This window comes from Shewanella schlegeliana (assembly GCF_016765635.1).
Taxonomy (GTDB): Bacteria; Pseudomonadota; Gammaproteobacteria; order Enterobacterales; family Shewanellaceae; genus Shewanella; species Shewanella schlegeliana.
This window is the reverse complement of the sequence record NZ_JAESVD010000003.1, coordinates 282,158-308,269: the sequence shown is the minus strand read 5'-3', so window position 1 is coordinate 308,269 and position 26,112 is coordinate 282,158. Positions and strand designations below refer to the sequence as shown.

Annotated in this window: 18 protein-coding genes and 1 pseudogene; 15 read left to right on the top strand and 4 right to left on the bottom strand. The window is 43.4% G+C overall.

Translation table 11 applies throughout. The features are described 5' to 3' along the window. Positions 1 to 2,226 carry a S46 family peptidase gene (locus tag JMA39_RS06755; RefSeq protein ID WP_202721068.1) on the bottom strand — a complete coding sequence of 742 codons (2,226 nt, stop codon included), beginning with the start codon at positions 2,224 to 2,226 and terminating at the stop codon, positions 1 to 3. 123 nt (positions 2,227 to 2,349) lie between these two features. Here JMA39_RS06755 and dnaB point away from each other — a divergent pair, with 123 nt between their 5' ends. The 10 genes from dnaB to JMA39_RS06705 all read left to right on the top strand — a co-directional run bounded on the left by dnaB (position 2,350) and on the right by JMA39_RS06705 (position 16,676). Next, positions 2,350 to 3,756, top strand: coding sequence for a replicative DNA helicase (dnaB, locus tag JMA39_RS06750; protein ID WP_202721067.1), 1,407 nt, complete (start codon positions 2,350 to 2,352; stop codon positions 3,754 to 3,756). 92 nt (positions 3,757 to 3,848) lie between these two features. After that, on the top strand, positions 3,849 to 4,925 hold the full coding sequence (alr, locus tag JMA39_RS06745; RefSeq protein ID WP_202721066.1) for an alanine racemase: 1,077 nt from the start codon (positions 3,849 to 3,851) through the stop codon (positions 4,923 to 4,925). Between the two features lie 111 nt (positions 4,926 to 5,036). After that, positions 5,037 to 6,311 (top strand): BamA/TamA family outer membrane protein, encoded by a 1,275-nt coding sequence (locus JMA39_RS06740; RefSeq protein ID WP_202721306.1) that lies wholly within the window; start codon positions 5,037 to 5,039, stop codon positions 6,309 to 6,311. A 539-nt stretch (positions 6,312 to 6,850) separates the two neighbouring features. Then, a complete protein-coding gene (locus tag JMA39_RS06735; RefSeq protein ID WP_202721065.1) occupies positions 6,851 to 7,618 on the top strand; it encodes a LuxR family transcriptional regulator in 768 nt (255 codons plus the stop codon). Positions 7,619 to 7,621: 3 nt separating this feature from the next. Next, the gene (locus tag JMA39_RS06730; protein ID WP_202721064.1) at positions 7,622 to 8,296 is read left to right on the top strand and encodes a response regulator transcription factor; all 675 of its coding nucleotides are present in this window, start codon (positions 7,622 to 7,624) and stop codon (positions 8,294 to 8,296) included. Then, complete coding sequence (locus JMA39_RS06725) at positions 8,283 to 9,503, top strand: sensor histidine kinase (protein WP_202721305.1); 1,221 nt, start codon at positions 8,283 to 8,285, stop codon at positions 9,501 to 9,503. Before JMA39_RS06730 ends, JMA39_RS06725 begins: the two co-directional genes overlap by 14 nt. A gap of 432 nt (positions 9,504 to 9,935) precedes the next feature. Beyond that, positions 9,936 to 11,612, top strand: a complete 1,677-nt coding sequence (locus JMA39_RS06720; protein WP_202721063.1) for an HAL/PAL/TAL family ammonia-lyase — start codon at positions 9,936 to 9,938, stop codon at positions 11,610 to 11,612. A gap of 191 nt (positions 11,613 to 11,803) precedes the next feature. Next, a complete protein-coding gene (locus JMA39_RS06715; RefSeq protein WP_202721062.1) occupies positions 11,804 to 13,564 on the top strand; it encodes a flavocytochrome c in 1,761 nt (586 codons plus the stop codon). Positions 13,565 to 13,867: 303 nt separating this feature from the next. Then, the gene (locus tag JMA39_RS06710) at positions 13,868 to 15,805 is read left to right on the top strand and encodes a hypothetical protein (RefSeq protein WP_202721061.1); all 1,938 of its coding nucleotides are present in this window, start codon (positions 13,868 to 13,870) and stop codon (positions 15,803 to 15,805) included. A 112-nt stretch (positions 15,806 to 15,917) separates the two neighbouring features. Then, positions 15,918 to 16,676: a helix-turn-helix transcriptional regulator gene (locus JMA39_RS06705; RefSeq protein WP_202721060.1), complete on the top strand. Its 759-nt coding sequence runs from the start codon at positions 15,918 to 15,920 to the stop codon at positions 16,674 to 16,676. Between the two features lie 225 nt (positions 16,677 to 16,901). Here the strand turns inward: JMA39_RS06705 and JMA39_RS06700 are convergent, their stop codons facing one another. After that, a complete protein-coding gene (locus tag JMA39_RS06700; RefSeq protein WP_237732686.1) occupies positions 16,902 to 19,043 on the bottom strand; it encodes an OmcA/MtrC family decaheme c-type cytochrome in 2,142 nt (713 codons plus the stop codon). Positions 19,044 to 19,475: 432 nt separating this feature from the next. Here JMA39_RS06700 and JMA39_RS06695 point away from each other — a divergent pair, with 432 nt between their 5' ends. The 3 genes from JMA39_RS06695 (at position 19,476) to JMA39_RS06685 (ending at position 22,463) form a co-directional block, all read left to right on the top strand. Further along, positions 19,476 to 20,453, top strand: coding sequence for a LysR family transcriptional regulator (locus tag JMA39_RS06695; protein WP_202721058.1), 978 nt, complete (start codon positions 19,476 to 19,478; stop codon positions 20,451 to 20,453). Next, entirely contained in the window at positions 20,437 to 21,387 is a 951-nt protein-coding gene (locus tag JMA39_RS06690; RefSeq protein ID WP_202721057.1) for a LysR family transcriptional regulator, read from the top strand. Before JMA39_RS06695 ends, JMA39_RS06690 begins: the two co-directional genes overlap by 17 nt. 791 nt (positions 21,388 to 22,178) lie before the next feature. Beyond that, positions 22,179 to 22,463: a pyocin activator PrtN family protein gene (locus JMA39_RS06685; protein ID WP_202721056.1), complete on the top strand. Its 285-nt coding sequence runs from the start codon at positions 22,179 to 22,181 to the stop codon at positions 22,461 to 22,463. A gap of 80 nt (positions 22,464 to 22,543) precedes the next feature. Here JMA39_RS06685 and JMA39_RS06680 read toward each other — a convergent pair whose 3' ends face one another. Then, the gene (locus JMA39_RS06680) at positions 22,544 to 22,843 is read right to left on the bottom strand and encodes a hypothetical protein (RefSeq protein ID WP_202721055.1); all 300 of its coding nucleotides are present in this window, start codon (positions 22,841 to 22,843) and stop codon (positions 22,544 to 22,546) included. Positions 22,844 to 22,845: 2 nt separating this feature from the next. Beyond that, positions 22,846 to 23,619 carry a hypothetical protein gene (locus tag JMA39_RS06675; protein WP_237732684.1) on the bottom strand — a complete coding sequence of 258 codons (774 nt, stop codon included), beginning with the start codon at positions 23,617 to 23,619 and terminating at the stop codon, positions 22,846 to 22,848. 251 nt (positions 23,620 to 23,870) lie between these two features. On the opposite strand from JMA39_RS06675, the gene JMA39_RS06670 reads away from it, so the two are divergent. Next, a complete protein-coding gene (locus JMA39_RS06670) occupies positions 23,871 to 24,251 on the top strand; it encodes a hypothetical protein (RefSeq protein ID WP_202721053.1) in 381 nt (126 codons plus the stop codon). A gap of 187 nt (positions 24,252 to 24,438) precedes the next feature. Beyond that, positions 24,439 to 26,034, top strand: a pseudogene (locus JMA39_RS21160) (type I restriction-modification system subunit M); the annotation flags it as partial. Positions 26,035 to 26,112: the final 78 nt, after the last annotated feature.

The window sequence follows — 26,112 nt, the reverse complement described above, 5'->3', positions numbered from 1 at the left end:
TTAGTTGTTGACTAAATCCAGCTCTTCAATCAGGTTTTGAGCGTTATCCACTTCATCCATCATCCATAATATGTAGCGAATATCTACATGCACGGCGCGAGTAATGGTTGGGTTAAAGAACCAGTCTTTGGTAATGGCTTCGTAGGTTGAGTCGAAGTTAAGCCCGACCAGCTCACCCTTACCATTAAACACTGGGGAACCTGAGTTACCGCCAGTGGTATCGACGCTTGATAGGAAGTTAACTGGCACTGAACCAAAGCTCTCAGGCTTATCTAAGCATGAGAATAAGCGGCATAACCATGAAGCAGGATCTTGATAAACGGTTTCAACAGCATGGCTGCCGTAACGTTTGGCTTCAATCGCTTCTAACAACTTAGCTGGCGCGTTAAACGGCTCGACACCAGTATGTTTAGCTAGGATACCCTCTAAGCGGGTAAATGGCTGCTTATAAAGCGCATCAGTGGACTGGTAACCATCGACCATACCGTAAGTAATACGCAAGGTGCCGTTGGCATCTGGGTAGACTGGCCAGCCATTGGCTTTGTTATAGGCGATAACGGCCTTCATGTAGTCAGGACGGGCTTTTGATAGCTTACCCGCTAAGGTCTTAGCATCCTTCTCTGTCTGCATGTTTTGCTCGTATAGAGCAACGGCTAGGCGAATAAATGGATCGGCGCTGGTTTCAAATTCGCTAGCATCGGCGTCCATCCAGGCAAGGCGTTTATTCTTATCGGTGAGTGAGCTAAGGGCATAGAGCGCATCAAGCTTTTCACTTAGGCCGATCTCGTTATCGCTATCGCCTTCATTGAGCATGGAATCAAGCTGAGCGACGCGATTATCTTGAGCAAGATAGGCTTCTAAGTCTTGCATCCACAGTGTCTTGTCGACGCTAATAGCAAAGCTTGAGTCTAGACGCTTAAGGCGCGCCTTAAACATCTTCATATCGCGCTCTTGATAACCCTCTTCACGCTCGGCATCTGGTTTTTGCTTCTCCTTGGCTAAGCGATATAGCTTATTGGCTGTCGCGAGTAACTCGCTACTTTGCGCATTATTGAAGTAGTAACGGCCTTGACGCTGAAGACGTTGCTCAACCAGTAAGGTTTCAAGCTCATCAAACTGAGTTTGGAATGATTGATACTCAGCATCTTTTGCAAGCCATGCACGGAAATCATCTTCGCGACTCTGTTTGATGCCTGTGATATCGGTAGCCTTAAAGCCATCTAATAAACCGTTGTACTTCTTCATACGGTTTGCCATGCCAGCTAATGTGCCTGCATATTTGATCTTCACATCTTTATCGTTAGCGCTCATGGCTTCGATAGTGTCGATACGCAGCTGATAGCGAGTCGCAAGCGTTGGGTATAACCAATCGCTAGCAAACTTAAGTTCACTGGTTAAGCGGTAACGACTGGTAGACCCTGGGTAACCAGCGACAAACACACCATCGCCCGCTTTCACCCCGTCGGCATTAACTTTTAAATAGCTCTTCGGTACATAAGGGACGTTATCTTCGGCAAAGGCTGCTGGTTTGCCATCTTTTCCAACATAGGCGCGCAGGAAGGTGAAGTCGGCTGAGTGGCGAGGATATTCGTAGTTGTCGATATCACCGCCAAAGGAGCCTGCGCTTTCAGGTGGTGCGTATACTAGACGTACGTCACGAATAATGAGCTGCTTAATTAGGTAATATTCGAGACCGTTATGAAAGCTTCTTACTGAGCAGCGGTAGTTATCATCGCTCTCACACTCTTTAATTAGTGCTTTGCGATTAGCTTGAATATTCTCATATCGCTTGAGTGGCTCTTCACCAATATCTTTTTTTACCTGCTCAGAGACATCGGTAACCGCTTCTGTGATATACAGACGCTCGTTAGGGCCAGCAGATGGTTCCTTGTCTTTACTGCTTGCTAAGAAACCATCAGCGAGGTAGTTATGCTCTTTTTTGCTGTTATATTGAATAGCACGGTAGGCGCAATGATGGTTTGTCACAACTAAGCCTTGGGGCGAAACAAAACTGGCGGTACAATAGCCCAGTCCGACAACCGCGTTCATTGGGTAGCTGGTTAAGTCCGCTAACTGTTTCGCCGGAATGTCGATGCCACGTTCGCTGAGCTTATCGGCGATAGACGGCATCTGATAGGGTTGCCATTGTCCTTCATCGGCCAATGCTACGGCTGATGGCAGCATCCCTGTCGATAGAGCGATGGCGGCAATCAATGCATTGCGCATGTTCTTTCCTTAATATTGTTATAGTGTATTTTTAGTTGCAGGTCGTATGATGTTAAAAGCCTGCTCTGTTTTACCCCGGTTTTATACCACATTTTGCTTAATCGTTGGAATTTTGGAGATTTAATGTCACAACAACGCGCCTTTAAGGGCAAAGATAAGCCAAGAGATCTTCAGATGGATGCGCTGAAGATGCCACCGCATTCAATTGAAGCTGAACAGTCGGTTCTCGGTGGCTTGATGTTGGACTCTGACGCTTGGGACAGAGTGGCTGAAGCCGTTGTAAAAGAAGATTTCTACTCTCGTGCTCATGGCACCATTTTTACAGCAATGGAGTCTTTGATTAGCGCGGGTCAACCGATCGACTTGATTACCGTGTCTGAGCAGTTGGAACTTGAAGACCAACTCGAAGATGTGGGTGGCTTTGCCTATATTGGTGAAATTGCTAAAAACACCCCAAGTGCCGGTAACATTCACTCTTACGCCGACATCGTGCGTGAGCGTGCTGTTGTACGCGATATGATCAAAGTTGCTAACGAAATTGCCGATGCAGGCTTTAACCCTGAAGGGCGTAACTCGAGTGAACTACTCGATTTAGCTGAAACCAAGGTATTTAAAATTGCCGAGCAACGCGCCAATGCCAATGAAGGTCCAGAAGGCATTAAGGCGATTCTTGAAAAGACCGTCGATAAGATTGAAGAGTTATATAACAACCCTACCAGTGGTGTAACAGGGGTATCGAGCGGTTTTGGCGATCTTGATAAGATGACAGCCGGTTTCCAATCCGGTGACTTGATTATTGTTGCTGCACGTCCATCTATGGGTAAAACCACCTTTGCGATGAACTTGTGTGAGCAGGCCGCGCTGCATGAAGACAAGCCCGTGCTTATTTTCAGCTTGGAGATGCCTTCAGAACAGATCATGATGCGTATGTTGGCTTCACTTGGCCGCGTCGATCAGACAAAAATTCGTACCGGTCAGTTAGACGATGACGATTGGGCACGGGTATCCTCAACAATGGGGATTATGCTTGAACAAGGTAAGATGTATATCGATGATGGTTCAGGCCTAACTCCAACAGAAGTGCGCAGCCGTGCTAGACGTATTGCCCGTGAATACGGCGGTCTGTCGATGATCATGATCGATTACCTTCAGTTAATGCAGGTCCCAGCGCTAAAAGATAACCGTACCTTGGAGATCTCTGAAATCTCTCGCTCGCTAAAAGCCTTGGCTAAAGAGCTCGAAATTCCCGTTATTGCACTTTCTCAGCTTAACCGTTCATTGGAGCAGCGTGCCGATAAACGTCCTGTTAACTCAGATTTGCGTGAATCGGGCGCGATTGAGCAGGATGCCGATTTGATCATGTTTATTTATCGTGATGAAGTGTATAACGATGACTCCGAAGATAAAGGCACTGCAGAGATCATTATTGGTAAGCAGCGTAACGGTCCTATTGGACGTGTGCGACTAACCTTCCAAGGTCAATTCTCTCGTTTTGACAACTATGCAGGTCCGCAATTCGAAGAAGATTAATTATTGGTTATCATCACTTTTTTACACAGTGATAAAATACAATAGAGCCTCATAGAGGCTCTTATTTTTAGATTAGATAGACAAGGTTACTTTTGAAACCATTCCCACGAGCAGAAATCAGTCGCCAAGCATTAAAGAATAATTTGGCCAGACTGCATGAACTTGCCCCATCAAGCAAAGTGATGGCGGTTGTTAAAGCTAATGGCTATGGCCATGGCTTACTCAATGTCGCTCAGTGTTTAGATAATGCCGATGGCTTTGGTCTGGCGCGTTTAGAAGAGGCGCTGGCGCTGCGTGCCGGTGGGATTAACGCCAAACTATTATTATTGGAAGGCTTTTTTCGCGAAGCAGATTTGGCGACCCTAGTTGAGCATGATATTGAAACCGTGGTTCATCATGAGTCTCAAATCGAAATGCTCGAACAGGCTGAGCTAAGTAAGCCCGTCAGCGTATGGATGAAAGTCGATTCTGGGATGCACAGACTGGGTTTTGTGCCTGACGAGTTCCACGTTGTTTACCAGCGCTTATTAGCTTGTAAAAATATCGCCAAGCCAATTAATTTTATGACCCACTTCGCTTGTGCCGATGAACCAGATAATGACTATACCGCTAAGCAGCTAGCCGTGTTTGAGGCATTAACGAAAGATCTACCTGGTGAGCGTACTCTAGCTAATTCTGCAGGGGCGCTTTTCTGGCAACAGAGTCAAGCCAATTGGATCCGTCCCGGCATTGCGCTTTATGGTGTCTCTCCGGTGGTTGGCGATCTAGGCACTAAACATGGGCTTATTCCTGCGATGGAGCTGGTGTCACAACTGATAGCCATTCGCGACCACAAAGCTGGGCAGCCTGTGGGCTATGGTAGTTATTGGACTGCTGATAGCGATACCAAGCTTGGTGTTGTAGCCATAGGTTACGGTGATGGTTATCCACGAAATGCCCCGCTAGGTACGCCAGTATTAATTAATGGTCGACTAGCGCCCATTGTAGGCCGGGTTTCGATGGACATGCTGACCGTTGACCTAGGAGTTGACGCTACTGATAGCGTGGGTGATAAAGCGGTGCTTTGGGGAAAAGAGCTTCCAGTAGAGGAGGTTGCCGAGCATATTGGTACTATCGCTTATGAGTTGGTTACCAAGTTAACACCGCGAGTCGCAGTTTGCCTAGACTGAGCAAATATACAACATACCTGTAGTTGTGATTGAGGCCGATGCCCGTCACTTGTATGAAGAATTTTTAAATTGAAAACTTACTTACTGTCTGCTTTTACTGCATTTGGACTAATGTCGCCACTGGCGTTTGCTGCTTCCGCTTCGACTAAGATGACGGAAGAGCGTGAGTCGGGTGAAGAGACGATTATTATCGAATCTGTTTCGCCTAAAGCTAAAACTAAGTCTAAATCTAAATCAGAACAACCCCAAGACTCGTTGCCGGATCACCAAGCTGAATTTGCTGCCGTACCTTTTGCTTTTTCCAGTGAAAGTTTAAGCACTGCTTTTGGTGGAGCGGGTGTACTCAAACACGCTGGGCAGATCCAATCCTCGATATTGGGTATTGGCGTATATAGCACCAATAACAGTTGGGTAAGTTACCTGCGTTTTAACGACTATCAAATTCCTTCGATCGATCAATGGTTGTTCTCAGTCGAGACTTACCAAGCTCGCTTTAAAGAAGGGGTCTATTATGTGCCTGAACAAGTGACTCTTTATGGTAATACCGAGCGTGTAGTCACACTCGGTGATGAGTCTTACACTAAGTTTCATGCTCGCTATATTTTGCCAATTGGCCGCGGCAGTCAAGGCGCGGTTCGCAGCCTGGGACGTGCAAGAGGTGATATTAGTTGGAATCCGCTCGAGTCGGGTGTAACTAGTATTAAGTTCAGCCCCTTTACCCAGAGTCGAGAGTTAGAGGGCTTTGAGTTTCTACCTGATGAAGCTAAAGGACTTGCCGTTGAGCTGGATTGGGATAACCGTGACAATGGTAAGAACAGCACTCAAGGCGGACAAACTAGCTTTAAAGTGACTCGTGATTTTGGTAGCAGCTCACGTAATAGCTGGACCACTTGGGAGTTTGATCAGAGTACCTTTGTTTCTATCGACTCCAATGAATGGTTTGGCCAGCAAATTTTAGCATTTAACTTTTACTTGGCCGATACCCCAACTTGGACCTCTGACTCACATGGGGATTACCATCGCCCTCCTAGTTTTGCGGGAGTGAGCTTAGGTGGCTTCGAACGTCTGCGAGGTTACACGAGTAAGCGCTATACTGGTCGTTCTGCAGTGCTTTATAGTGCAGAATACCGAGTACAACCTAGGTGGCAGCCATTACAAGAGTGGCCAGTATTCAACTTATACGATGTGCCTTGGTGGCAGTGGGTCGCCTTTGCAGAAGCAGGCCAGGTGAGTGATGAGTTTAGTGTCAGTGCACTACACGATGACTTAAAGTGGTCGGCTGGTTTTGGCGCTCGATTTGAAGTCGAGAGCATAGTAGTACGTGCAGAACTGGCTTTTAGCGCTGAATCGAATCAATTCTGGATCATGGTGAATCAACCATTCTAAGTCGCTTATTGCTGTTAGCCTTGTAGTAGGAGACTGTTTGAAACTCAGTCTCTATTAACTTCTTGTTCTTGAAAAGAATAACTGAGGGCAGGAATTTTAAGCGCCTATTCGAGCAGATAACACGCTAAGGTGAATGGGAGGAAAACTTCAATCCTATACTGAAAAATGCGATCTCGATGGCTTATAGGTTGTGGTGTTGCGCCAATATAGATGTGTTAGAAAGCACGACTTCTGAATTAAAGAGTTAAATAAGGGATGTCACTCTAATAATCCAATTAATTAACTGTTTAGTTACAGATAATATTCAGTAATTGATTTTATTTCTGGTAAATTAAAATAATTATAGAGTAAGCAACGTCAAAATTGCGTCAAAATAAATGCTCTTTAAATTAAATTTTATGTTTCTGTTGTGTGCTTAGAAAATCTCCATTAAGAGTGTTTATCCGTTAATGCTATTTGAGTAAAGTGACTTGTACTGGCTTTACCTTGTGTAATTTGGTCGCTTGTGACTTTAAATAGTTTTGATTGGGCTCGGAATTATGGGACAGATAAATAGCAATGCATGGTTAATAGATGAAAGTAAGTCAGATCTAACTCCATTAGCTGAAGAAACTCTCAACAGTATTAAATCCCCAATTGCAGAGCTGGGCTTCGGTGGGTTTTGGTTCCAAGGAATAGCCAATAGCGCTTACCAAGACTACTTAGGTAACAATCGTAAGAGCCTACTGACACGTAAAGTGTTAAGAAGTAGTGGTGGCGTATTTGCTTCTTCACCGACGGTTAAGCAGTTGCATCAACAATACGTGACACGTGTTGCGCCTACGGATATTAACTTTGCAGCGGCCTTGCGACTCGATTCCCCTTATCACTATGTTCTCTCCGAAGATGGCCAGTCGACTAAAGTTCAAAAACTGTTTAATAGCCACGGTATCAATACGGTTCTCAGCTGGCCGCTAAAGCATTTTGCATCGGATACTTGGAGCGGTCGATTTACATTATTATCAAAATACCCATATGAAGAGTTAAGGCTTGCAGAACTAGAGCAGACATTAAAACAAGCTCAATTGACCATATTTGAACATTTTCATAATGAAATAAATCCCTACCGCCAATATGACCTGTTTAATCAAACAGCAATAAGAGCATTAAAAATGGCTGCCACAGGGTTACATAACCGCGAGATATCAGAGCAATTGGATATTACTGTTCGTGGGGTGGAATACCACCTTGAATCTTTAAGAAATAAATTGTCTGCCAGTAATAGAGCCAATTTAGTTCATATCGCTCATCAACTGGAAATTATATAGAAGATGTTGGTTCTCCTTGTCGAAGATAACCGCCTGCTGGCTAAAAATATCATTCAGTATCTCGAGTTAAATGGAATTGAATGTGACTATGCGGAAACTCTAGAGCGGGCGGAGGAAAGCATATTTAACAGTACCTTTGATGCGATCATTTTAGATCTTAATTTACCCGATGGCGACGGTATTACGGCATGCCAGAGGTGGAAAGAGCAATGCATTATGGCTCCAATCATTATGCTGACAGCTAGGAGCAACTTACAAGATAGGCTTTCAGGTTTCGAGGCCGGAGCCGATGATTATCTTGTTAAACCTTTTGCTCTGGCCGAGTTAGTTGCACGGCTAAAGGTTGTATCTCAGCGGCGTCCCTCTCCAAAACGACTGACTATTGGCGATCTCGAGTTTGATTTTGGTGCCCATCAGGTACATCGTCAGGGCCAGGAGCTTGTTTTGTCACGTACGGGATGGCAGATCCTTTCATTTCTAGCTCGAAGAAGCCCAGAAACAGTCGAACGAGAGGAAATTGAGCGATTGTTGTGGCCAGATAGCCTCCCGGATAGTGATAGCCTGAGAAGTCATATGCACCTGCTTCGAAGAGTGGTCGATAAGCCATTTGAACAGAAACTTATTCATACCATTCGTGGTGTAGGTCTGTGCTTAAGAGTGGAAAATAATGAAGCCTAAGCTGAGTTTGAAGCGTGTGTATCAGGTATATGGTTTGTGCTTTTTAGCAATCACTCTGATTATAAACTTCCTTATTCCCCTTTGTATGATGTGTACGGGAATGTTCAGTATGCATGAAATCACCATGAGAAATGCAGCTCAAGCTGCAGAAGCCTATGCAAGTGCAAGCCAAAATGCGATTGAAACTGAAAATATCACTGTTTACACCAGTTGGGATGTCGTGCCTGAGCAAGTTAAGGCTATCAACGGTGGCTTAGCTCCAGAGCAGGCACTTGATGTTAAGCATCAGCATTCAGATGGGAAATTTATCGATGGCCTGATGCTGTACTCTAACGAAGAGGGCAAAGCCTATTATGTTTGGTTGCATTATAACGCCACTCACGCATTAGAGTTTGCACCGAAAAACATGGCCGCGATTCTCCTGTTAGTCATCATGACATTTTCGGTTAATGCCATTCTCGCCTGGTATCTGCAGCGTCGGGTGATCTTACCGGTTCATCAGATCAGCGAAGCAATCAAACAACACGATTGGCAAGGTATGCAGCAGCTTAGGTTTCCAAAGCAGTGTTATGCCGAGCTCCAATCTATTGTCGATGCGCTGGACAGCTCGATTAAGCAACTTAAAGAGTCTCAGCAAAGAGAGCTTTCCTTTCTGCGATTTGCAAGTCATGAACTTAGAACTCCCATCGCGATATGCCAGTCATCATTTGAAATTTTATCTTTGCAACAAGGAGAGCTCACAGGGCCAACTTTACATGCTAGCCAAGCGACAACTCAGATGAAATCAATCACGGAGACTCTACTTTGGTTGATGAGTTCTGACTGTAGTCCAATGAATTGTTGTGATGTGAAGTTGTCACATTTATTGGCGAGCATCGTGGATGATCAAAAGTATGCTCAGGGCTGTGATATTAATGTTGAGTTGATCTGCGATGAAACCGAGCTTTACGTGCTTAAAGAGCCTTTGACGATTGTGTTGAATAACTTGATCCGAAATAGTTTAGAACACGGTGCTAAGGGGGTTGTCATTGAGCAAGTCGGTAACCGAATTGATATTGTGAATCCTTTGTCAAAACACAATAGCAGCGGTTTTGGATTGGGCTTGATGTTGGTTGAAAGGTTAACTAAGCAGCTTAATTGGGATTACTCAACAGTCAATGATGATAATTATTTTAGGGCTAGAATTATTATCAACTCGAGCCAGTAGAATGAGAACATAAATAATATTGTGACCAGAGTTAATATTGTTGAGCTTATTTGATATGTGTCAGACTTATCGTGTTTAGTGTGGCTTGCGTATTTGAAGTGGTAATTGTTTTTAATGTTTTCTGTGATGTGTGACTTATTAATTTCGATGGATAGCGTTAAGTCTGCATGAGTTAGTTTTAGTGTTAAAAATGAACTTATTTACCAATGGTTGTGCATTTGTTGAACTTTATTTTGTTTATTTATTAAAACTACTGCTCGTTCCCACACTGTTTTGATGTAGTGCCATATTATAGTGAGCGATATCACTTCATAATATTTGTTATACGTTAATCTTTGTTTAGGTTTTAAATGAAGAGTTTTCTTCATAGTTCTAAAACAAAATTTATGTGGGCTAGAGTGACACCACACCGTAATATATAAAGGAATTAAAATGATTGTTAAACATAAGTTGAAACTAAGCTCTTTAGCTATTGCATTAAGCTGTGGTGTTGTTCCGATGACTTCATTCAGCGCTATGGCTGAAACGATTAGTCTAACAGGTAAAGATTTAACTATTGAGCAGTTGCTTAAAGTTCAAAGTGGTGAAGCCAACGTTACTGTTAGTAAAAAAGGCAAACAGAACATCCAAGACAGCTTTGATCTGTTGATGGATTCAGCTCGTCAAGGTACACCTGTTTATGGTCTAACCGTAGGCGTTGGTAAGAACAAGGATACTGAAGTTTTCGGTAAAGATGGAAAGATGTCAGATGAAGCGGTAAAGCTATCTGAAGATTTCAACCGTGACATGTTATTTACTCACGCAGCTGCATCTGGCGAGCCTATTGACCAAGCTGTTGTACGTATGGCTATGACTATCCGATTAAACCAGATCGCTACTGGCCATGTAGGTGTTCAACCTGACGTGGCTCGTTTGTACGAGCAGTTCGTTAATAAAAATATCATTCCAGTTGTTCCATCTGATGGCTCAGTAGGTCTTTCTGACATCTTACTAGCTTCGCACATTGGTGCTGCAATGATGGGTGAGCATGAGGTTTTCTATAAAGGTGAGCGTATGCCAGCGGCTAAGGCACTAAAAGCGGCTGGTGTTGAGCCTTTGGTACCTTTCGGCAAAGATGGTCTATCTATTCTTTCCAATAACGCGCTATCAACTGCGCAGTTAGTTCATGCGATGGGTCAAGCGGAGCAGTTACTAGAATTCTCACCTAAGCTTATTGCTGCCGGTCTTGAGTCTATCAATGGTAACATCAGCCCAATTCTGCCTCATACTCTAGATGCCCGTCCTATGCCTCACGTTCAGGAAGTGGGTAATGAGATCTTGAATAATCTTGAAGGCGGATACCTGTTCCAGCGTGATGAAAAGCGCCCTCTACAAGATAGCCTGTCATTTCGTGGTGCTCATTGGCCTGTAGCTAATGCTATTAGCCAGTACAATAACCTTGAAGAGTTGGTACACATTCAGATCAACAGCTCTGACGATAACCCAACAGTATACTTAAATGCTAAGCAGTCACGTTTCAACAAGTACCCACAAGTAGAACAGTACTTCACTGATGGCAAGGTATCTGGTGCGATTAACTCGTCTGCTAACTTCGACACCATTCAGTTAGCAACGACAACAGAAGCTTTTAGCATCGCTATGGCTCAGTTAGGTAAGTATTCATCTAATCGTCAAATTAAGATGATCGACCCATATTTCACCGGTCTACCACGTGCGCTTGTGAATCCTGATGATACTAATGGTCAGAGTTTCTATACCCTACAAAATGGTTTCACAGCGCTATTTGTCGATATCGCTCATGCCTCTAACCCAGTATCTTTCTATGGTCAGGCTAACCAAGGGGGTATCGAAGATAACTTCAGCAACTTCCATCAGGCTTCGAAAAATTTAACCACGATTGTTGATGGCGTTTCTTACATCTACGCATTCGAGTTAATGACATATGGTCAAGCACTCGATCTTCAGAAGAAAGTGCACAACCGTGACTTGTCAGATGCGAACAAGACTTTATTAAAAGACTTACGTGAAACAGTTAAGTTTTATGCTGATGATACTCGTACTTTCACTGTAGATATTGAAGCATCACAAAAGTTCTTAATGAAATACTAAAAATTAATAAAGTGTTTTCTAATTTCCTCGTTAGTGACCTGTGAGAAAAATAGGTTACTAAAAAATAAATTGTTAACCCTTAATGAATGACATCAGGCTTTTAGTTTGATGTCATTTACGCATGAAAGATTTTAGTGAAAACCGTAATAAATTGCTCTGTTGAGCACTCATTACTTTTATAAGAGACCCATATGAATTTCAAATTAAAAAAGTCAGCTTTAGGTGTAGCTATTGCCTTACCTGTAATATTAGTTGGTTGTGCAGTAACAAACGAAATTATTAAATCACAAGGTACGGCTAAAGGTCGACATGGTGATATTACTGTAGAAACAACATTTGAAAATGGCAAAATTACAGCAATTGACATTGTAAAACAAAAAGAGAATAAAGTTTTATCAGCTGCTGTTTATAAAGACGTAAAGCAATCAATTATTGATAACAACAGTGTGAACGTTGATGGGATCTCTGGTGCAACGGCAACCTCTGATGGTCTGAAGAAAGCGGTTGCTAAGTCGGCAGAGCTTGCTGGTATTACACTTGTCGCGACAGCTGCAATTAATGGTAAGAAAGTTGATGCACAGCCATCAGAATACACTTATGACGTTGTTGTTATCGGTGCGGGTGGTGCGGGTTTCTCTGCTGGTGTTGAAGCTGTTGAAGCAGGTGTTTCTGCCGTTATCATTGAAAAGCAGCCTATCATTGGTGGTAACTCACTCATCTCTGGTGGTGAAATGAACGTAGCGGGTAGCTGGGTTCAAAAAGGTATGGGCATTACAGACAGCAAAGCCCTGTTTATTGAAGATACATTAAAGGGTGGCGATTACAAAGGCGATCCAGAGATGGTACGTGTAATGGCTGACAATGCTGTTGCTGCAGCCGAATGGTTGCGTGATGACATCAAAGTTGATTTCTATAAAGATCAAATCTTCCAGTTTGGAGGTCACTCTGTAAAGCGCGCAGTTATTCCTAAAGGACACACTGGCGCAGAAGTACTAAGCAAGTTTGCAGCTAAGGCTGAAGAGATCGGCTTACCAGTTCACTTGAACACAACTGCAAAGAACCTTATCCAAGATGAGACCGGTCGCGTTGTCGGTGTTAAAGCGATGAAGAATGGTAAGGTTATCACTTACCATGCTAAGAAAGCGGTTGTAATGGCTGCAGGTGGCTTTGGCGCAAATATCGAGATGCGTAAGAAGTTCAACCCTGAATACGATGAGCGCTATGGTACAACTAACCATTCTGGTGCAACGGGTGACGGTATCTTAATGTCTGAAGCGGTTAATGCTAAGACTGCTAACCTTGGTGAGATCCAAGCATATCCAATCTGTAACCCAGAAACAGGGGCTATCGCGTTAATCGCAGATGCTCGTTTCTTTGGCGCAATCTTAGTTAACCAAGAAGGTGAGCGCTTCGTTGAAGAACTAGAACGCCGTGACGTCATTTCTAACGCAATCCTGAACCAAACAGGCAAATACACTTATGTTATTTGGAATGAAAAGATCGACGCTCTAGCTAAGACTATCGATATGCACCCAGGTGAGTTCAACGATTTACACTCTCGTGGTTTAATGTTTGAAGTTGAAAGTATCGAAGAAGCGGCTGCCAAATTCGATATTCCTCTAGAAGCGCTACAAAGCACTATTAGCGATGTTAATAAATATGCTGCTACAGGCAAGGATTTGGCATTTAACAATCGTGCAGGTCTTGTAGATATGTCTGAAGGTAAATACTGGATCTTAAAAGCAACGCCATCTGTGCATCACACTATGGGTGGTGTTGCTACAACGACTAAAGCAGAAGTATTAGACAACAGTGGCAATATCATCAAAGGCTTATATGCTGCAGGTGAAGTAACTGGTCTAACACACGGCTCTAACCGTCTTGGCGGTAATGCCTATACCGATATCATAGTGTTCGGTCGTATCGCAGGGCAGCAAGCTGCGGCACAATAATTAAAGCATTAAAAGTAAGCACTAAGCCGATCACAGATGTGATCGGCTTTTTTATTTGTTCGAGATGGTGCATCTGATGATGAAAAGGCTCTCGCTCATTGATTATCGTTGCTCATCTATAATTAACTGGTGAACAGCAATAAGGTGTTACTTATTATTTGAATGCCACTTTTACATTCAATATCCACGTCACAAACCCGCTAAACTCGAGGCTTTATCTGCTAAATCTAATAGTAGTTATTTGCTTGGCTTATCCTAATCTCACGAGCACCCGATACGGGGGATAATATAAAAAGAGATTAAATGATGAACAAATTACCTTTGGCTGTGTTGTTGGCAGCGTTCTTCTTAGGAGGCTGCGGTAGTGATAGTGAAACTGCTTCCCCTTCTTTACCTGATCCAGAGCAACCCAAACCAGACTTTTTAACTGTCGATGTAAAGCCAGATGCTAAATTTGAAGGCGAAGTTACCGTCTACTTAGGGCGTTACGATGACCAATTGAAAGACTGGTTGCAGGCAAATCCCGAGCTGGATCTTAATGGTGATGGTCATGTGGATGAGCGAGATGCACACCTGCATAAAACCCCTGAGCATCCCAATGGTGTTTTTAACGAGCCAGAACCTTACTACACCATTAATGCCGCCGATATTGCAAAAGTGCTGTCAACGAACCCAGATGGTCTAGGTGCAGGTAGCGCTCGTGCTGATATTTTTGTCGAGGGGCATTACTCTGTCTTCGATCTGCTGCGCTATCTAGTACATACCCGCAAAGATCTGCGTTTTGATTCAGTGGCTTCGCCACAAGAGACTGGGCGCGATACTCATGAGTTTACAATCTCTTGGGATCGTAACAAAGATGGGATCTTTGATGAGCGTGATGCCAATGTATATAGCAATTTTCAGACACCAGATTGGCATGCCAGAATCAAGTCAAATGGCGGGGTAGAGAAAAAGCTAAATGGCACACTAGATGGAAAAGGACCTCAGGGAGAGGGACACTATGAACGTTTAGATCAGGTTATGCTGCAACCTGGCATGGCGGTTCGACTGCAAGCATTTTCTCCTGAGATGACCCAAAGAAGGCTGTGGGTGCAGAACCGAGAGATGGCGCGTTTAGCGCAAAATGGTGGCAAGGTTATCGTACCAAGATTGATGATCAACAAGCCCGATCCAGCCAACTTAGACGATAGAAGCAAAGATACGCTAATGATGATTGAGAACGTGGAGGTGACTGCCCATAACATGCGGCCCGATATCTTCCAGCCAGGGGTCATCACCAAGATGGATGTGTTTTTATCGGCCAGACAGCGTGGTGTCGACGTTAAGTTTAACTATTGGCCAACACTGTCCACTGGTGCCAAAGTCGATCATTTTGCCCTGTTTAGTGTCGATGGTATCGACTCTCAGGTAGGTAAAGGCTGGACGACTGTGTACGGTGAGCAGGCGGTAATGAACGATTTCAAGCCGAACGCCAAGTGTGAATTTAGCCGACCTGAAAGTGGTGGCATGGATCTTCAGGTGGATGCAGAGCATTGCCGTTTGGATTGGAACTCGAACTTTGGTGGTAATGTTATTCACGTGATGAGTGATGTTTGGGTCATGAATCAGCCGGTTGAGTTTGTGATGACGGGCTACCTGAGTCATTACCCGTTATGGGGGATGGAGGAGTTTAATGGTCAAGAGCCAAAAGAACGTGATTTTAGTGAGTCCCGTGATGGCAGTGATATCGCTTACCTGCAGGTATTCGATCTTCCCTCTGTGGCTGATAAAGATGCGCCAGTTCTGACTGAATCGCATTTTGGTTGGAAAATTGCGGATTGTACCGAGTGCCACAATGAGAGCAAAGATCCACTGGGGCACGGTGGCCACAGCTGGCCGATTAACAACAACGATGGTTTCTCTATTATGCAGCCCTATTACTGTTCGACCTGTCATGGTAGTAATGGTGCGCCATTAGGGCACAATGAAACTGCGCGTTGTTTCTGGTGCCACACGGGAGGATCTAATACGCCTAAGCATCACGGTGATGCTTCAACTAAGAAGTTATATCGTAAGGATGCCTTGCTAAGTAATGACAAGATCTATAACCATCCTGACCTGCTCAATGTCCTGCCGCGAGATAAGTGGGGGAACTACGAGGTGTACGATAACATTTGGCACTCAAAGAATTCCGACTGGAATATGAGTGATGTGTTTCCCGATCCATACTCCTGTATGACCTGCCATCCAGATAAATCGTGATACAAGTCAATCTGCGGCATATTTGCCGCAGATTACTGTGATAAATAGCAGTATTTCTGTAGTGACTCTGGGATAGGATCCCGGTTGTTTTTGAACCATTGATTACACGGCAATGAATATCTACACAAAAAGATGCGATATCGACCCTAGGGTCTTAGATAATGTCAGCCGATTTCTGCGGCAGTATGGGATCAATGAGTTTTTCTACGGGATCACAACCAAGGTGATCCCGCCGTATAGCCACCAGTTTAAAAATCTTAAACGCCGTATCCCTGCTGATATGATCAAGTGTAGATACGGAGTTTACTCTAGCGAAAGAGTCTTAAGGTTCCGTCACTTGTATTTACAGTACTTTGCCGCTGACGATAGTGCCTATTTCCGTCCACATCCAATGGGAATGAGTATCTGGGCCGATCCCGATTATAGTGGCCCCAAAGGGCAGCGCTTTGCAGAGCTGATGGCTGAACACCAGTTCTGCAGCCGCGGAGTGTGGCATTTGCCGACAAGCTATCACCCGGATTGGTTGTGTGCGTTTGTCTATTTCTCTGATCTACCGAGGGAAGAGCTGTTAGCCAGATTGCAACCCCATGAAGCTGAGATTGAAACTCAGCTGATGATGTTTGCCAGTTACTTCAATGAACAATTTATCAGTCAAATAAACCCCATTAGTAATTTCAACTGTCTGTCGGAACGTTCGCTAACGATTTTAAGGCTTACTGCAGAAGGTTACTCTAGTGAAGAGTTGGCAGCCAAACTTTGTATAACAGAAAGTGGCGTTAACTATCACCTAGATAGATTAAAAGAGCTGCTCAATGCTAAAAACCGGGTACAGCTGATCAGTATGGGCTATTCGCTTGGACTACTCAGCTAACGGTTGCAGTTCGGTCTTCAGGAACAAAAAAGGCACCATTAGGGTGCCTTTTGCTTTTGCAGGGAGATGTAACTTAGAGCTTACCTAGGGACAATTTAGGTGGCTCTATTACAGGTAAGGGCTGCGCCCTTTATCCTAGGTGGTGTTTACCTGATTTTTCCCTTTATCAAGTAAACAAATGAGGCCCCCGAGGAAGCCTCAGACTTTTAAGTAATCAAGATCTGTTTACTTGTTGTGTACTTCCATCAACTTGGCTGGGCTATGACATACAGCGCAAGCTTCTTCAGCTGTACCTATAATCGCATCGGCCTTAACTGGACCATAGTAACCGCCATTGCTCTTAAAGTGGCTGAGCATTGCATCGCTCTCATGACCCCAGTGACAGGTCATACAAGCCCCTGAGTCGGCAGAAGCATACATAGGAGTGCCATCTGTTTTGCTTGCAGGGAACACATAGGTACGGCCTTCGCTCGCACGGCCTAACTCGATACCGTCGACATTGCCATTGCTATCTGTCACGTGACAAGTTGCACAGTCGGTCTTCATTACCGTACCAGAACCACCATATTTCTTATTCATATAGTGACCCGATGCCTTGTGTACCTTCCAAGCAAAGCCTGCACCACGGAACTGTTTTACGCCATCAACGGTATCATCTTGTAAGCCTTGATCACTTGTATGACAAGCTTCACAGGCAACAAGGCCGTTATCTTTATGACGAATCTCAGCACTATGACAATCACGACATTTTGCTTCATCTAAGATGGCGCGGCGTGCAACAGCATTGCCCTTGTCATCGGTTGGCATATTAATGCGGTGTGGCTCTGACTTGATATATGCACTACCTGCAACCTTATCAGATGCGCAATCTACATCAGCGCCTTGAGCATCAAAACAGATACTGAAGATAGGCATAAGCTCTACTGATACGCCATCTGGAATACCCATATCTTTAGCGGTCACAGTCATTACACCATTGTCTGGTAATTCATGCTCTGGCGATGGGTTCGTTGTTGTTGGACGAAGGAACTCAATTTCACGTGCCCATGGGCTAGAGTCGGCCATTGCATCACCGATTGCGCCATCTTTTTCTACATTCCATGAAACTTGTACGACTGGTGCCGTGTATTTGTAGATTTTATGGCTTAGGCCTGAAACTGTAGCACCTTCAATATCAAGGGCTTTAACTTCGAAACTAATAGCACCGTTTTCTACTTTAACGTTTTCAAACACTGCATCGTACGCTGCAGCCGACTCGTAAGGCTTGTTAAACTTACGGTGATCGACTTGGTGACAATCGGTACAGGCTAACTCTGGGTTTTTATTAGAGTTATGCTGTGCTGGTGAGTCAGTATGACAACCTGTACACGCATTCGCATTCGCATTGGCTAACCATAGGTCTTTATCTGCTAATGTTTCATCTTCAACGTGACAAGTTGCACAATCCATAAAGGGCTTAGTTGGGAATGCAGGATAGTCAAATGCATGATCGCCGCCGTAACCTGCAATGGTGTACGGCATTGGGACGATATTACCTTCCGCATTTTTGCCTTCACGGTTTTCACCCATATGGATTGCGTGCACCATATGACCTAGTTCGACAGAAATAGCATTTGGATCGGTGACTAATCCATTATGGCATGACTGACAGTTTTCCATATCTAAACGGCGACCGCCGTGGGCCTTAAGACTGGCGGGTTGGTGACAGCTGTAACAAGTTTCTAGCGTAACTAGATCGCGGGTTTCAACACCTTCAGTCGCATTCGTTGCAGGGATCCAATCATAATGTGCGTTTTCTGCTAGCTCATGACCTGAGTCATACTCAAATTGCATCTCGATAGCGATACGTTGAGTCAGGGCTGGGTCGAAGACGATGCCTGCAGCATCATCTGCTGTTGTAAGGTTAGTGCTGAATGTATAGGTGTAAGTACCGTCTTTATGATCGACCAAGCACTCATTACAGTCTGCAATGGACTCAAAGCCTTGCTCAAAAGTGGTGCCATCTTCGTTTGTGGTTGCATTTAATAACGAGAACCACTGCTTGAGCTCTGTACCTTCAGTCGATTGTAACTGCGCCAGAGAGAAGCGAAAATCATGAAATTTGTTTTCAGCGCTTAAACCGTATAGTCCAACACCCTCTTTATTCTCAAGTTCGAAATCAAGCGTAATGATGCCATCGCTGTAGACTGCATTGTTGATATTAGCGATTGCCTCGGCTGCCATATCGATATGTAGTCCAGAGGTGCCCGGCTCTCCGCCCCCACCTGATGCCCCATCTTCACCATCTTTGCCATCTTTACCGTCTGAACACCCGCCAATAAATAAAGCCGATCCAATCAGTAAAGCTATTGATGTTTTTTTTGTCATTATCATCATACATTCCTTAAAGGTAACCATTCTCGGTTAGTGAAATGTTATAAATACTGTTGCAGTGTTGATATGAGACGGATCACCCTTACAATTTGTGCCTTAATTGGGTTATTGTCTCGATCAGGTTGTTTGTGGTGGCTTATTGCTCTGAGTTGCTGGGTGTTTGTGGAGCTTTATTTTTGGTGTGCAGGTTAAGTTAGTTTTATCTGTAAGTGCTTGGTATGTGAAAATGTGAAATTCAGATTTTGCAAATCTAAAAAGTTAAGTGTTTTTTTCGTTATTGAATACTCTGCGTGAGTCACAAAATTGCGCATTAGCTAATATTAGGCTCACGAAAGTCGATCTCCCATATATGCAACTTTTTAGGATTGGTTTAGATTATTTACTTATGATTTAGGAGTTTGGATTAATCGTTTGATTTGAGGATGAATGAACAACTTAAGCGCTAATAGCCTGTTTGATATTCAAGTATTCGTTTTATTGTATGAGTCACTTAACGCGACAACTGTGAGTCAAGCACTTGAGGTGCCGAGTTCAAAAGTCAGCCGTAGTCTCAAGTCTTTAAGGCACTCACTAAACGCTCCACTATTTATTCGCAAACAGCAGGGGTTTGAAAGAAGCGATTTAGCTAACGAGATCTATCCGAAAATGAAGCGGATTGTCGAATTAGCTAAGCACTGCGAGAGCATCGAGCTGGGTGTCGATAGTGCGCGTTTACGAGAGATCGTGATCGCCTGCCCACCGACGTTATCTCTGAACCTTCTTGGTCAGCTCCAGCAAAGAGCTAGCGAAGAAGCGCACAATTACCTTTTTCACCTCAAACCTTGTAACAGCCATATTGCTGAGCAGCTTAAGCAGCAACATGTTGATATTGCCGTGACTTACACTGCCTATAATACTGAGCAGTTATGTTCCAGCTTAATTGCTAAATCAGATTCTTATGCTTTGGTTGCAAGACGTGAACATCCTCTGTTCAGTCGCAATGAATCGCTTGGTATTGATGACATATTTAATTATCCCTACATCAGTTTTTCAGGGAATGAGCTTAATGATGTTATCGATCCGATAGAGTGTTATGCCTTAGATACGGGGCGCGATTTAAACTTACTGGTTAAGGTTAGTTTCTTGGCCGACCTTATGTTGCAGTTAGAGCAAAGCAATGCCGTTGCACTTATTAGTCACAAAGATGCGATAACGTTTCTTTGCCAGCGGGGAGATATTGCGTCACAAAAACTTGATGATGAGCTAAGCAGTCAGATTAATCAAAGAAGCGGTCAGTATCATTTTTACCTGACTCAGATGCGTAAAAATCGAACCTATCCAAGCTGGATTGCCGATGAGATCCATAATTACATTGTGGCAAATACACTCTCTGAAAACGGAGGCAGCGATGAAGAAGTTAACTAGCATCAATCTAAGCACGATTGAGATCTTATGCCAGCTGTACCTCAAAAATAGTACTAAGGATGTGGCAGTGACTTTAGGTTTATCACAGCCTAAAGTTAGCCGAGCTTTGAATGCATTGAGGGACGTATTTGACGATCCTCTGTTTATCCGTAAAAACAATAAACTGGTAGCGACTGAACTGACGCATGCCCTGTACGACTCATTTTCTGAAATGTTGGCCTGTACTGACTCGATAGAGAGCGATGTCATTAATAGTATTACCGCTCCAGAGCCTCCTATCGTAATTAGTACCGTGCCTCAGCTAGAGATTGGCTTGGCTCAGCAAGTCATCAATGAGGCAAACAAAAGCAGAATTAATCCTAATTTAGCAATCTCTACATCGGCTTGGTCTGACAGGAGTGAGCAGCAGCTTGTTGATGGTGATATCGATGCCGCAATCTGCTTTACGCCATCAACAAGAAAGGAGTTATTGTCAAAATCAGTTATCCAGCATCGAGGCGGTTACCTTATCGCCCGAGCAGAGCATCCTATTTGGGATTCACCAACGATTGATAACATGATTGATTACCCTATAGTGAAGCTGGTGACGATGCCATTCCCTGCCAATAAGTCACCAATTGGTGTCTATGCTAAATCAAAAGGTAAGCAGGTGCAGGTCTACGCGACGGCACCGGATCTTGGTAGTGCGGCAAGTAGTTTACTAAATTCAAATGCATTTATGATTGTTGGCGTGAAGAGTGCCGTGAACTTTTTATCGAGTATTAAGGGGTTACGAGCGAGTAAGATTGACTACCCTCAAGATAAGCTGTTATTGAAAGACTTTTCGCATCCTACTGTGTATCTATGGTTGAGGCGTTCACTTGACGGTAAAGTCCTCGCCCCCTTGTGGCTGCAACAAACGTTGGAATCTTATATCGTAAATGCCCATAAATAGTCGCGTTGCATGATGAATGGTTAAACATTCACTTCAGGGCTTTTTCCTCGTGCCTGATGTAGTGCTATAATGCGCGATTATTGCACTTCGCCAATTGTTATCTTCCTTGTATGTAGATATTGCTAGCTATTTATAATGGCCTTGGCAGAGGTAGGGTATTTTTCAAATAGACACTAAGCCTATAGTGCAGGGTGTCTTTATTTAAGTTGGATAATTAGTTTATGTCAGTTAGACAGATCAATCGTACCTTCTCAATCGCGCCCATGCTTGATTGGACTTACTTTCGATTATAAGTCTTTTAAAACAGCATTTTATGTGTATTGGCAAAAAATAAAGGAAGAAAAGGGAAGCGAGCCGCAACTTTACGTTAGCCTTTGTCTCTTCATCTGCATTGTATGTCCAATCAAAAAATTTGCAATAATTTCTCACTGTACAGACTCAAACGGTCTAAGTTTTGAGTTCCGAAAATAATCAAGCTTCTAGTCATTTCTAAATATTGCAGTAGCATTTTTTATGCTTTTACTTTGCAAGAAATGAGTCTTATGTGATTCAGGTCACAAACGTGACTTGTTGTTAAAATTGATTTAAATAATATTTTAGGTAAGGGAAAATATTACTCGTTGTCATTAAGTGCGTGTTTTATTTCAGTCGCAATTATTTTTACATAAATATTAATTTTGGCTTTAATTTAAAATTTACTATTTCATCTTTTTCTGGTGTTTTTGGCCTGTTGCGCTGCGATTTAGACTCTGTAAAACTAAGCGCATCGGTATCCACATAAGAATAAATCGATGAGAACTTTAAAACCAAAAATAACGCATACCACCCGTTCGCTATTAGCTGCTCAATTCAATAATCAAGCAATTATTCGTGTTGAAGAAATTGCTAAAACTTTGCTTGGTATGGAGCCTAATACAGCAAAGCGTAAAGCTGCTAATTTTGCTTTACCGTTCCCGACTTTTCGTTTAAGTGATTCACAAAAGTCACCATGGCTTGTCACTTTTGATGAACTGGTAAAGTACGTTGAGCGTAAAAGCTGTGAGCGCGCTAAGCTGTGGCAGCGGATGCAGGCTTAGTTTCAAAGAAATGAGTATACTCATAGCTGTTTAGGTCTAACTTAAGTTAGAAGCCCGTGTTATACGGGCTTTTTATTTCCCTACTTTGTTCTCTTTTGTTGTCTAGCTACACGCTCTGTCATTAGTGTAGTAAAGCGCTTTGTCTTTTCTATACGATTAATGGTGGAACGTTTATAAGCTGTTATTTTACCAGTCTTTTCTTCTTTTCCTGCAAGAAGAGATTTGATCATGCTATCTGTCCAGTTTTTTTCTTGTTTAAGTCCAGTTTTAGATATCCAAGTCTGATGCCAGAATTTGCGCAAAACCTCTTTTTGTTGACGACCGTATTCACGTCTTTCAGCTTCTGAATAGCGATGCCAGCGTCCATTGTAATATGGCATAATTAGTTTATTTCTCTTTTTATTTTATTAATTTGTTCGTTTTGCAACCTAGATAGGGGATACGTTTTTAAAGATTCATAGGTTTTAATGAGTCGACTCTCTTGCCTACGCTTTTGGCGCTCATTGTTGTCTTCTTTGGCTTTTAGCCATTTGTCAGTTTGGGCTTGAAATTGCCTAATTAGCTTTTCAATATCTAATGTTTCTTTAGACTTTTCGTACTGATATTGCCAAGTATTAAGCCTACGACCTTTCTCTAATTCAGCGGGTTCATAGCTGCGGTAATCGACACCAACGTGTTTTAAAACAGAGTGATTAAATGCCAGTTTGATCAACTTGGTCGCTTTCTTTTGTTGCAGCTCTTTCAAGACACGATTCTTAACCACCTTTCCTATGATTAAGTGAACATGATCGCCAGCGCCTCTTTTTTCCTCTTGTTTTTGTTGGTGCAAAACAGCACGAATTTGCTTTCGATATTGAGTAAATTCAGTGTTGTTTAGCTTGCAAAGTTTTGCGAGAGCTAAGCAGCAATCTTTGACAATTGATTGCCATTGTTTAGTGCTTGGACGGTATCCCTTCGGCAGAGTAAGGCAATACTCCATTGCATAGCTCGAAAGGGGGCGCCCCCCACGGCGGTTATATAATTGTTGGTTAAGCCTAAACTCTTCACCTGCAAGCGCAATACGATTGGAAGTATCAGCGCTTCCAAATATGGATATGAGGTTTTCAGTGTGTTTGTGGTTTGTATGATTTGCTGCAAGCAAGTAGCGCTCACGCATAGCGACTCCATCGCTTGCGAGGCGCACAGCTTGAGTTGTTACTGTCCAGTTTTTTAGCATAAATTTGTTTTAAATTAAGATTAAAAACTTTTTGTGATGTTTGCAAATAACCACTGTAAAACTTGTTAAGCTCAGAGTTGGTTCCAGATAGGACAACCCACTTCGTTCTTATGTTGTCTACTGGTAATAAGGGATTCCCTTCTTAAACTACCCTTCAAAATAAAAAATTTGAATCATATCGATTTGTAATAATGACAAATAGTTTTTATGTTTCTAATAAACATATGGATAACTATATTTCACCTACAGAATTATTTTGGCATGCAGTTGAACTTGAAAAGTTTGAATCAGTCAGCATTGAAGACCAAGTTATTGAGAAGTGTCTTCAAGCTAAATTCTTGAATACGTCTGATTTAGCAGAGAAAACGCCAAAACTGGCGTGGATTAAACAGGTCACAGCGCATGCTGCTGATGCCTTTAAATTAGAAAGTATTGCTAATGACGATGGTCAGTTAACACTCAGTATTCATAATTTAAAAAAAATTAAAGCTCATCGAGATGAGCAAGTAAATGATATTCTTGAGCTACTTGCTAAGCGCATTGTGTCTGCTGCACCCGATTACAAAGTTTAATCCAATTTTTTACGTAAACTGTTTACAAAAGCCCCCACCGGGGGCTTTTGTGTAACAGAGTAAGCTGTTTCCTATTATGGAATAGGCTTGACGTAGCCTTTTAACATCCCTGTATCTAGCACGCAGATTATAGTTCGAACTTGATGTACAATCTTTCTCACTTATTCTTATTTATGTGTTGCTTAAAATGCCTAATACCAACTTCTCTAAAACGGCAGCTTTTATTTGGTCGGTGGCAGATATGCTTCGCGGTGACTTCAAGCAATCCCAATACGGTCGTGTGATCCTGCCGTTTACTCTGCTTCGTCGCCTTGAGTGTGTGCTTGAAGAAAGCAAACAAGCTGTGCTCATTGAGGCAGACAGAATCAAAATGATGAGTCTGCCGGAAGAAGCACAAGAGAAGATGTTATTTCATGCTACCCAAACGCCAGATAACACGAAAGGCTTAACCTTCTTCAATACCTCGTCAATGAACCTTGGCAAGATGAAGCATAGGGACATCAAGGCCAACCTTGAGCGTTACATTCAGTCTTTCTCTGCTGATGTCCGTGAAATCTTTGAACACTTTAAGTTTGATGAATTTATTGGTTTGCTTGACGATGCCAACCTACTTTATAAAGTAGTGAAGAAATTCGCTACCACCGACCTTAGCCCTAAAGCTATTTCAAACCATGAAATGGGCTTGGTGTTTGAAGAATTGATTCGCCGCTTTGCCGAATCGTCCAATGAAACTGCAGGGGAACACTTTACCCCGCGTGACATCGTACGTCTGACTACCTCGCTGGTGTTTACGGAAGATGACGAGGCCCTGACTAAAGATGGCGTTATCCGAACCATTTATGACCCAACCGTGGGTACTGGCGGCTTCCTGTCCTCTGGTATTGAATACGTGCACGAGCTAAACCCGACAGCCGAGATACGTGCGTTTGGTCAAGAGCTAAACCCCGAGTCTTACGCCATCTGTAAAGCCGACATGCTGGTCAAGGGGCAAGATGTTAGCAGTATCAAGTTGGGTAATACTCTGTCTAACGATCAACTGCCAGCCGACAAATTCGACTATATGCTTTCTAATCCGCCGTTTGGTGTGGATTGGAAGAAAATCGAAGGCGAAATCAAAGATGAACATACCCTAAAGGGCTTTGATGGTCGTTTCGGTGCAGGCTTACCGCGAGTGTCTGATGGCTCGTTGCTGTTCCTGATGCACTTGCTCAGCAAGATGCGCCCTGTTTCATTAAAAGAGCCGCATGCAGTTGATGGCAAAGTCACGGATGGCGGTCGTATTGGCATCATCCTTAATGGTTCACCACTGTTTACAGGCGGTGCGGGTAGTGGTGAAAGTGAAATTCGCCGTTATATCCTTGAAGCTGATCTGCTTGAAGCCATTGTCGCGTTACCGACCGATATGTTTTACAACACAGGTATTGCCACCTATGTGTGGGTGCTGAGCAATAAGAAAGCGGCTGAGCGTAAAGGGCAAGTGCAGTTGATTGATGGCTCTAACCTGTGCGTAAAAATGCGTAAATCGCTAGGCTCAAAGCGCAATGTGATGAGTGAAGATCATATCAAAACCATTACACGTACCTTTGGTGACTTTGAAGTGGTTGATGCGCGTGCGTTAGATAAACCTGTCGAGCAAAAGTCGAGCCGTGGTCGCCAAGCCGCGAACCCGAAAGCTGATACACCGACAACCCTCGGCAGCAAAATTTTCGACACCCATGAGTTTGGCTACCGCCGTCTGACCATCGAACGTCCATTACGCCTGTCAGCTCAAATTACCGACGAGGCGATTGAATCACTGCGTTTTGCACCTAAGCCGCTAAATACAGTGATGATGGCGCTCTATGAGCAATTTGGCACAGAA

What these genes read in the sequence shown, in the direction of transcription:
- dnaB (WP_202721067.1), top strand. Translation starts at nt 2,350, where the DNA reads ATGTCACAACAACGCGCCTTTAAGGGCAAAGATAAGCCAAGAGATCTT.
- JMA39_RS06705 (WP_202721060.1), top strand. Translation starts at nt 15,918, where the DNA reads ATGAATATCTACACAAAAAGATGCGATATCGACCCTAGGGTCTTAGAT.
- JMA39_RS06720 (WP_202721063.1), top strand. Translation starts at nt 9,936, where the DNA reads ATGATTGTTAAACATAAGTTGAAACTAAGCTCTTTAGCTATTGCATTA.
- JMA39_RS06715 (WP_202721062.1), top strand. Translation starts at nt 11,804, where the DNA reads ATGAATTTCAAATTAAAAAAGTCAGCTTTAGGTGTAGCTATTGCCTTA.
- JMA39_RS06730 (WP_202721064.1), top strand. Translation starts at nt 7,622, where the DNA reads ATGTTGGTTCTCCTTGTCGAAGATAACCGCCTGCTGGCTAAAAATATC.
- JMA39_RS06710 (WP_202721061.1), top strand. Translation starts at nt 13,868, where the DNA reads ATGATGAACAAATTACCTTTGGCTGTGTTGTTGGCAGCGTTCTTCTTA.
- JMA39_RS06695 (WP_202721058.1), top strand. Translation starts at nt 19,476, where the DNA reads ATGAACAACTTAAGCGCTAATAGCCTGTTTGATATTCAAGTATTCGTT.
- JMA39_RS06675 (WP_237732684.1), bottom strand. Translation starts at nt 23,619, where the DNA reads ATGCGTGAGCGCTACTTGCTTGCAGCAAATCATACAAACCACAAACAC.
- JMA39_RS06680 (WP_202721055.1), bottom strand. Translation starts at nt 22,843, where the DNA reads ATGCCATATTACAATGGACGCTGGCATCGCTATTCAGAAGCTGAAAGA.
- JMA39_RS06755 (WP_202721068.1), bottom strand. Translation starts at nt 2,226, where the DNA reads ATGCGCAATGCATTGATTGCCGCCATCGCTCTATCGACAGGGATGCTG.
- JMA39_RS06700 (WP_237732686.1), bottom strand. Translation starts at nt 19,043, where the DNA reads ATGACAAAAAAAACATCAATAGCTTTACTGATTGGATCGGCTTTATTT.
- JMA39_RS06735 (WP_202721065.1), top strand. Translation starts at nt 6,851, where the DNA reads ATGGGACAGATAAATAGCAATGCATGGTTAATAGATGAAAGTAAGTCA.
- JMA39_RS06670 (WP_202721053.1), top strand. Translation starts at nt 23,871, where the DNA reads ATGACAAATAGTTTTTATGTTTCTAATAAACATATGGATAACTATATT.
- JMA39_RS06740 (WP_202721306.1), top strand. Translation starts at nt 5,037, where the DNA reads ATGTCGCCACTGGCGTTTGCTGCTTCCGCTTCGACTAAGATGACGGAA.
- JMA39_RS06690 (WP_202721057.1), top strand. Translation starts at nt 20,437, where the DNA reads ATGAAGAAGTTAACTAGCATCAATCTAAGCACGATTGAGATCTTATGC.
- JMA39_RS06685 (WP_202721056.1), top strand. Translation starts at nt 22,179, where the DNA reads ATGAGAACTTTAAAACCAAAAATAACGCATACCACCCGTTCGCTATTA.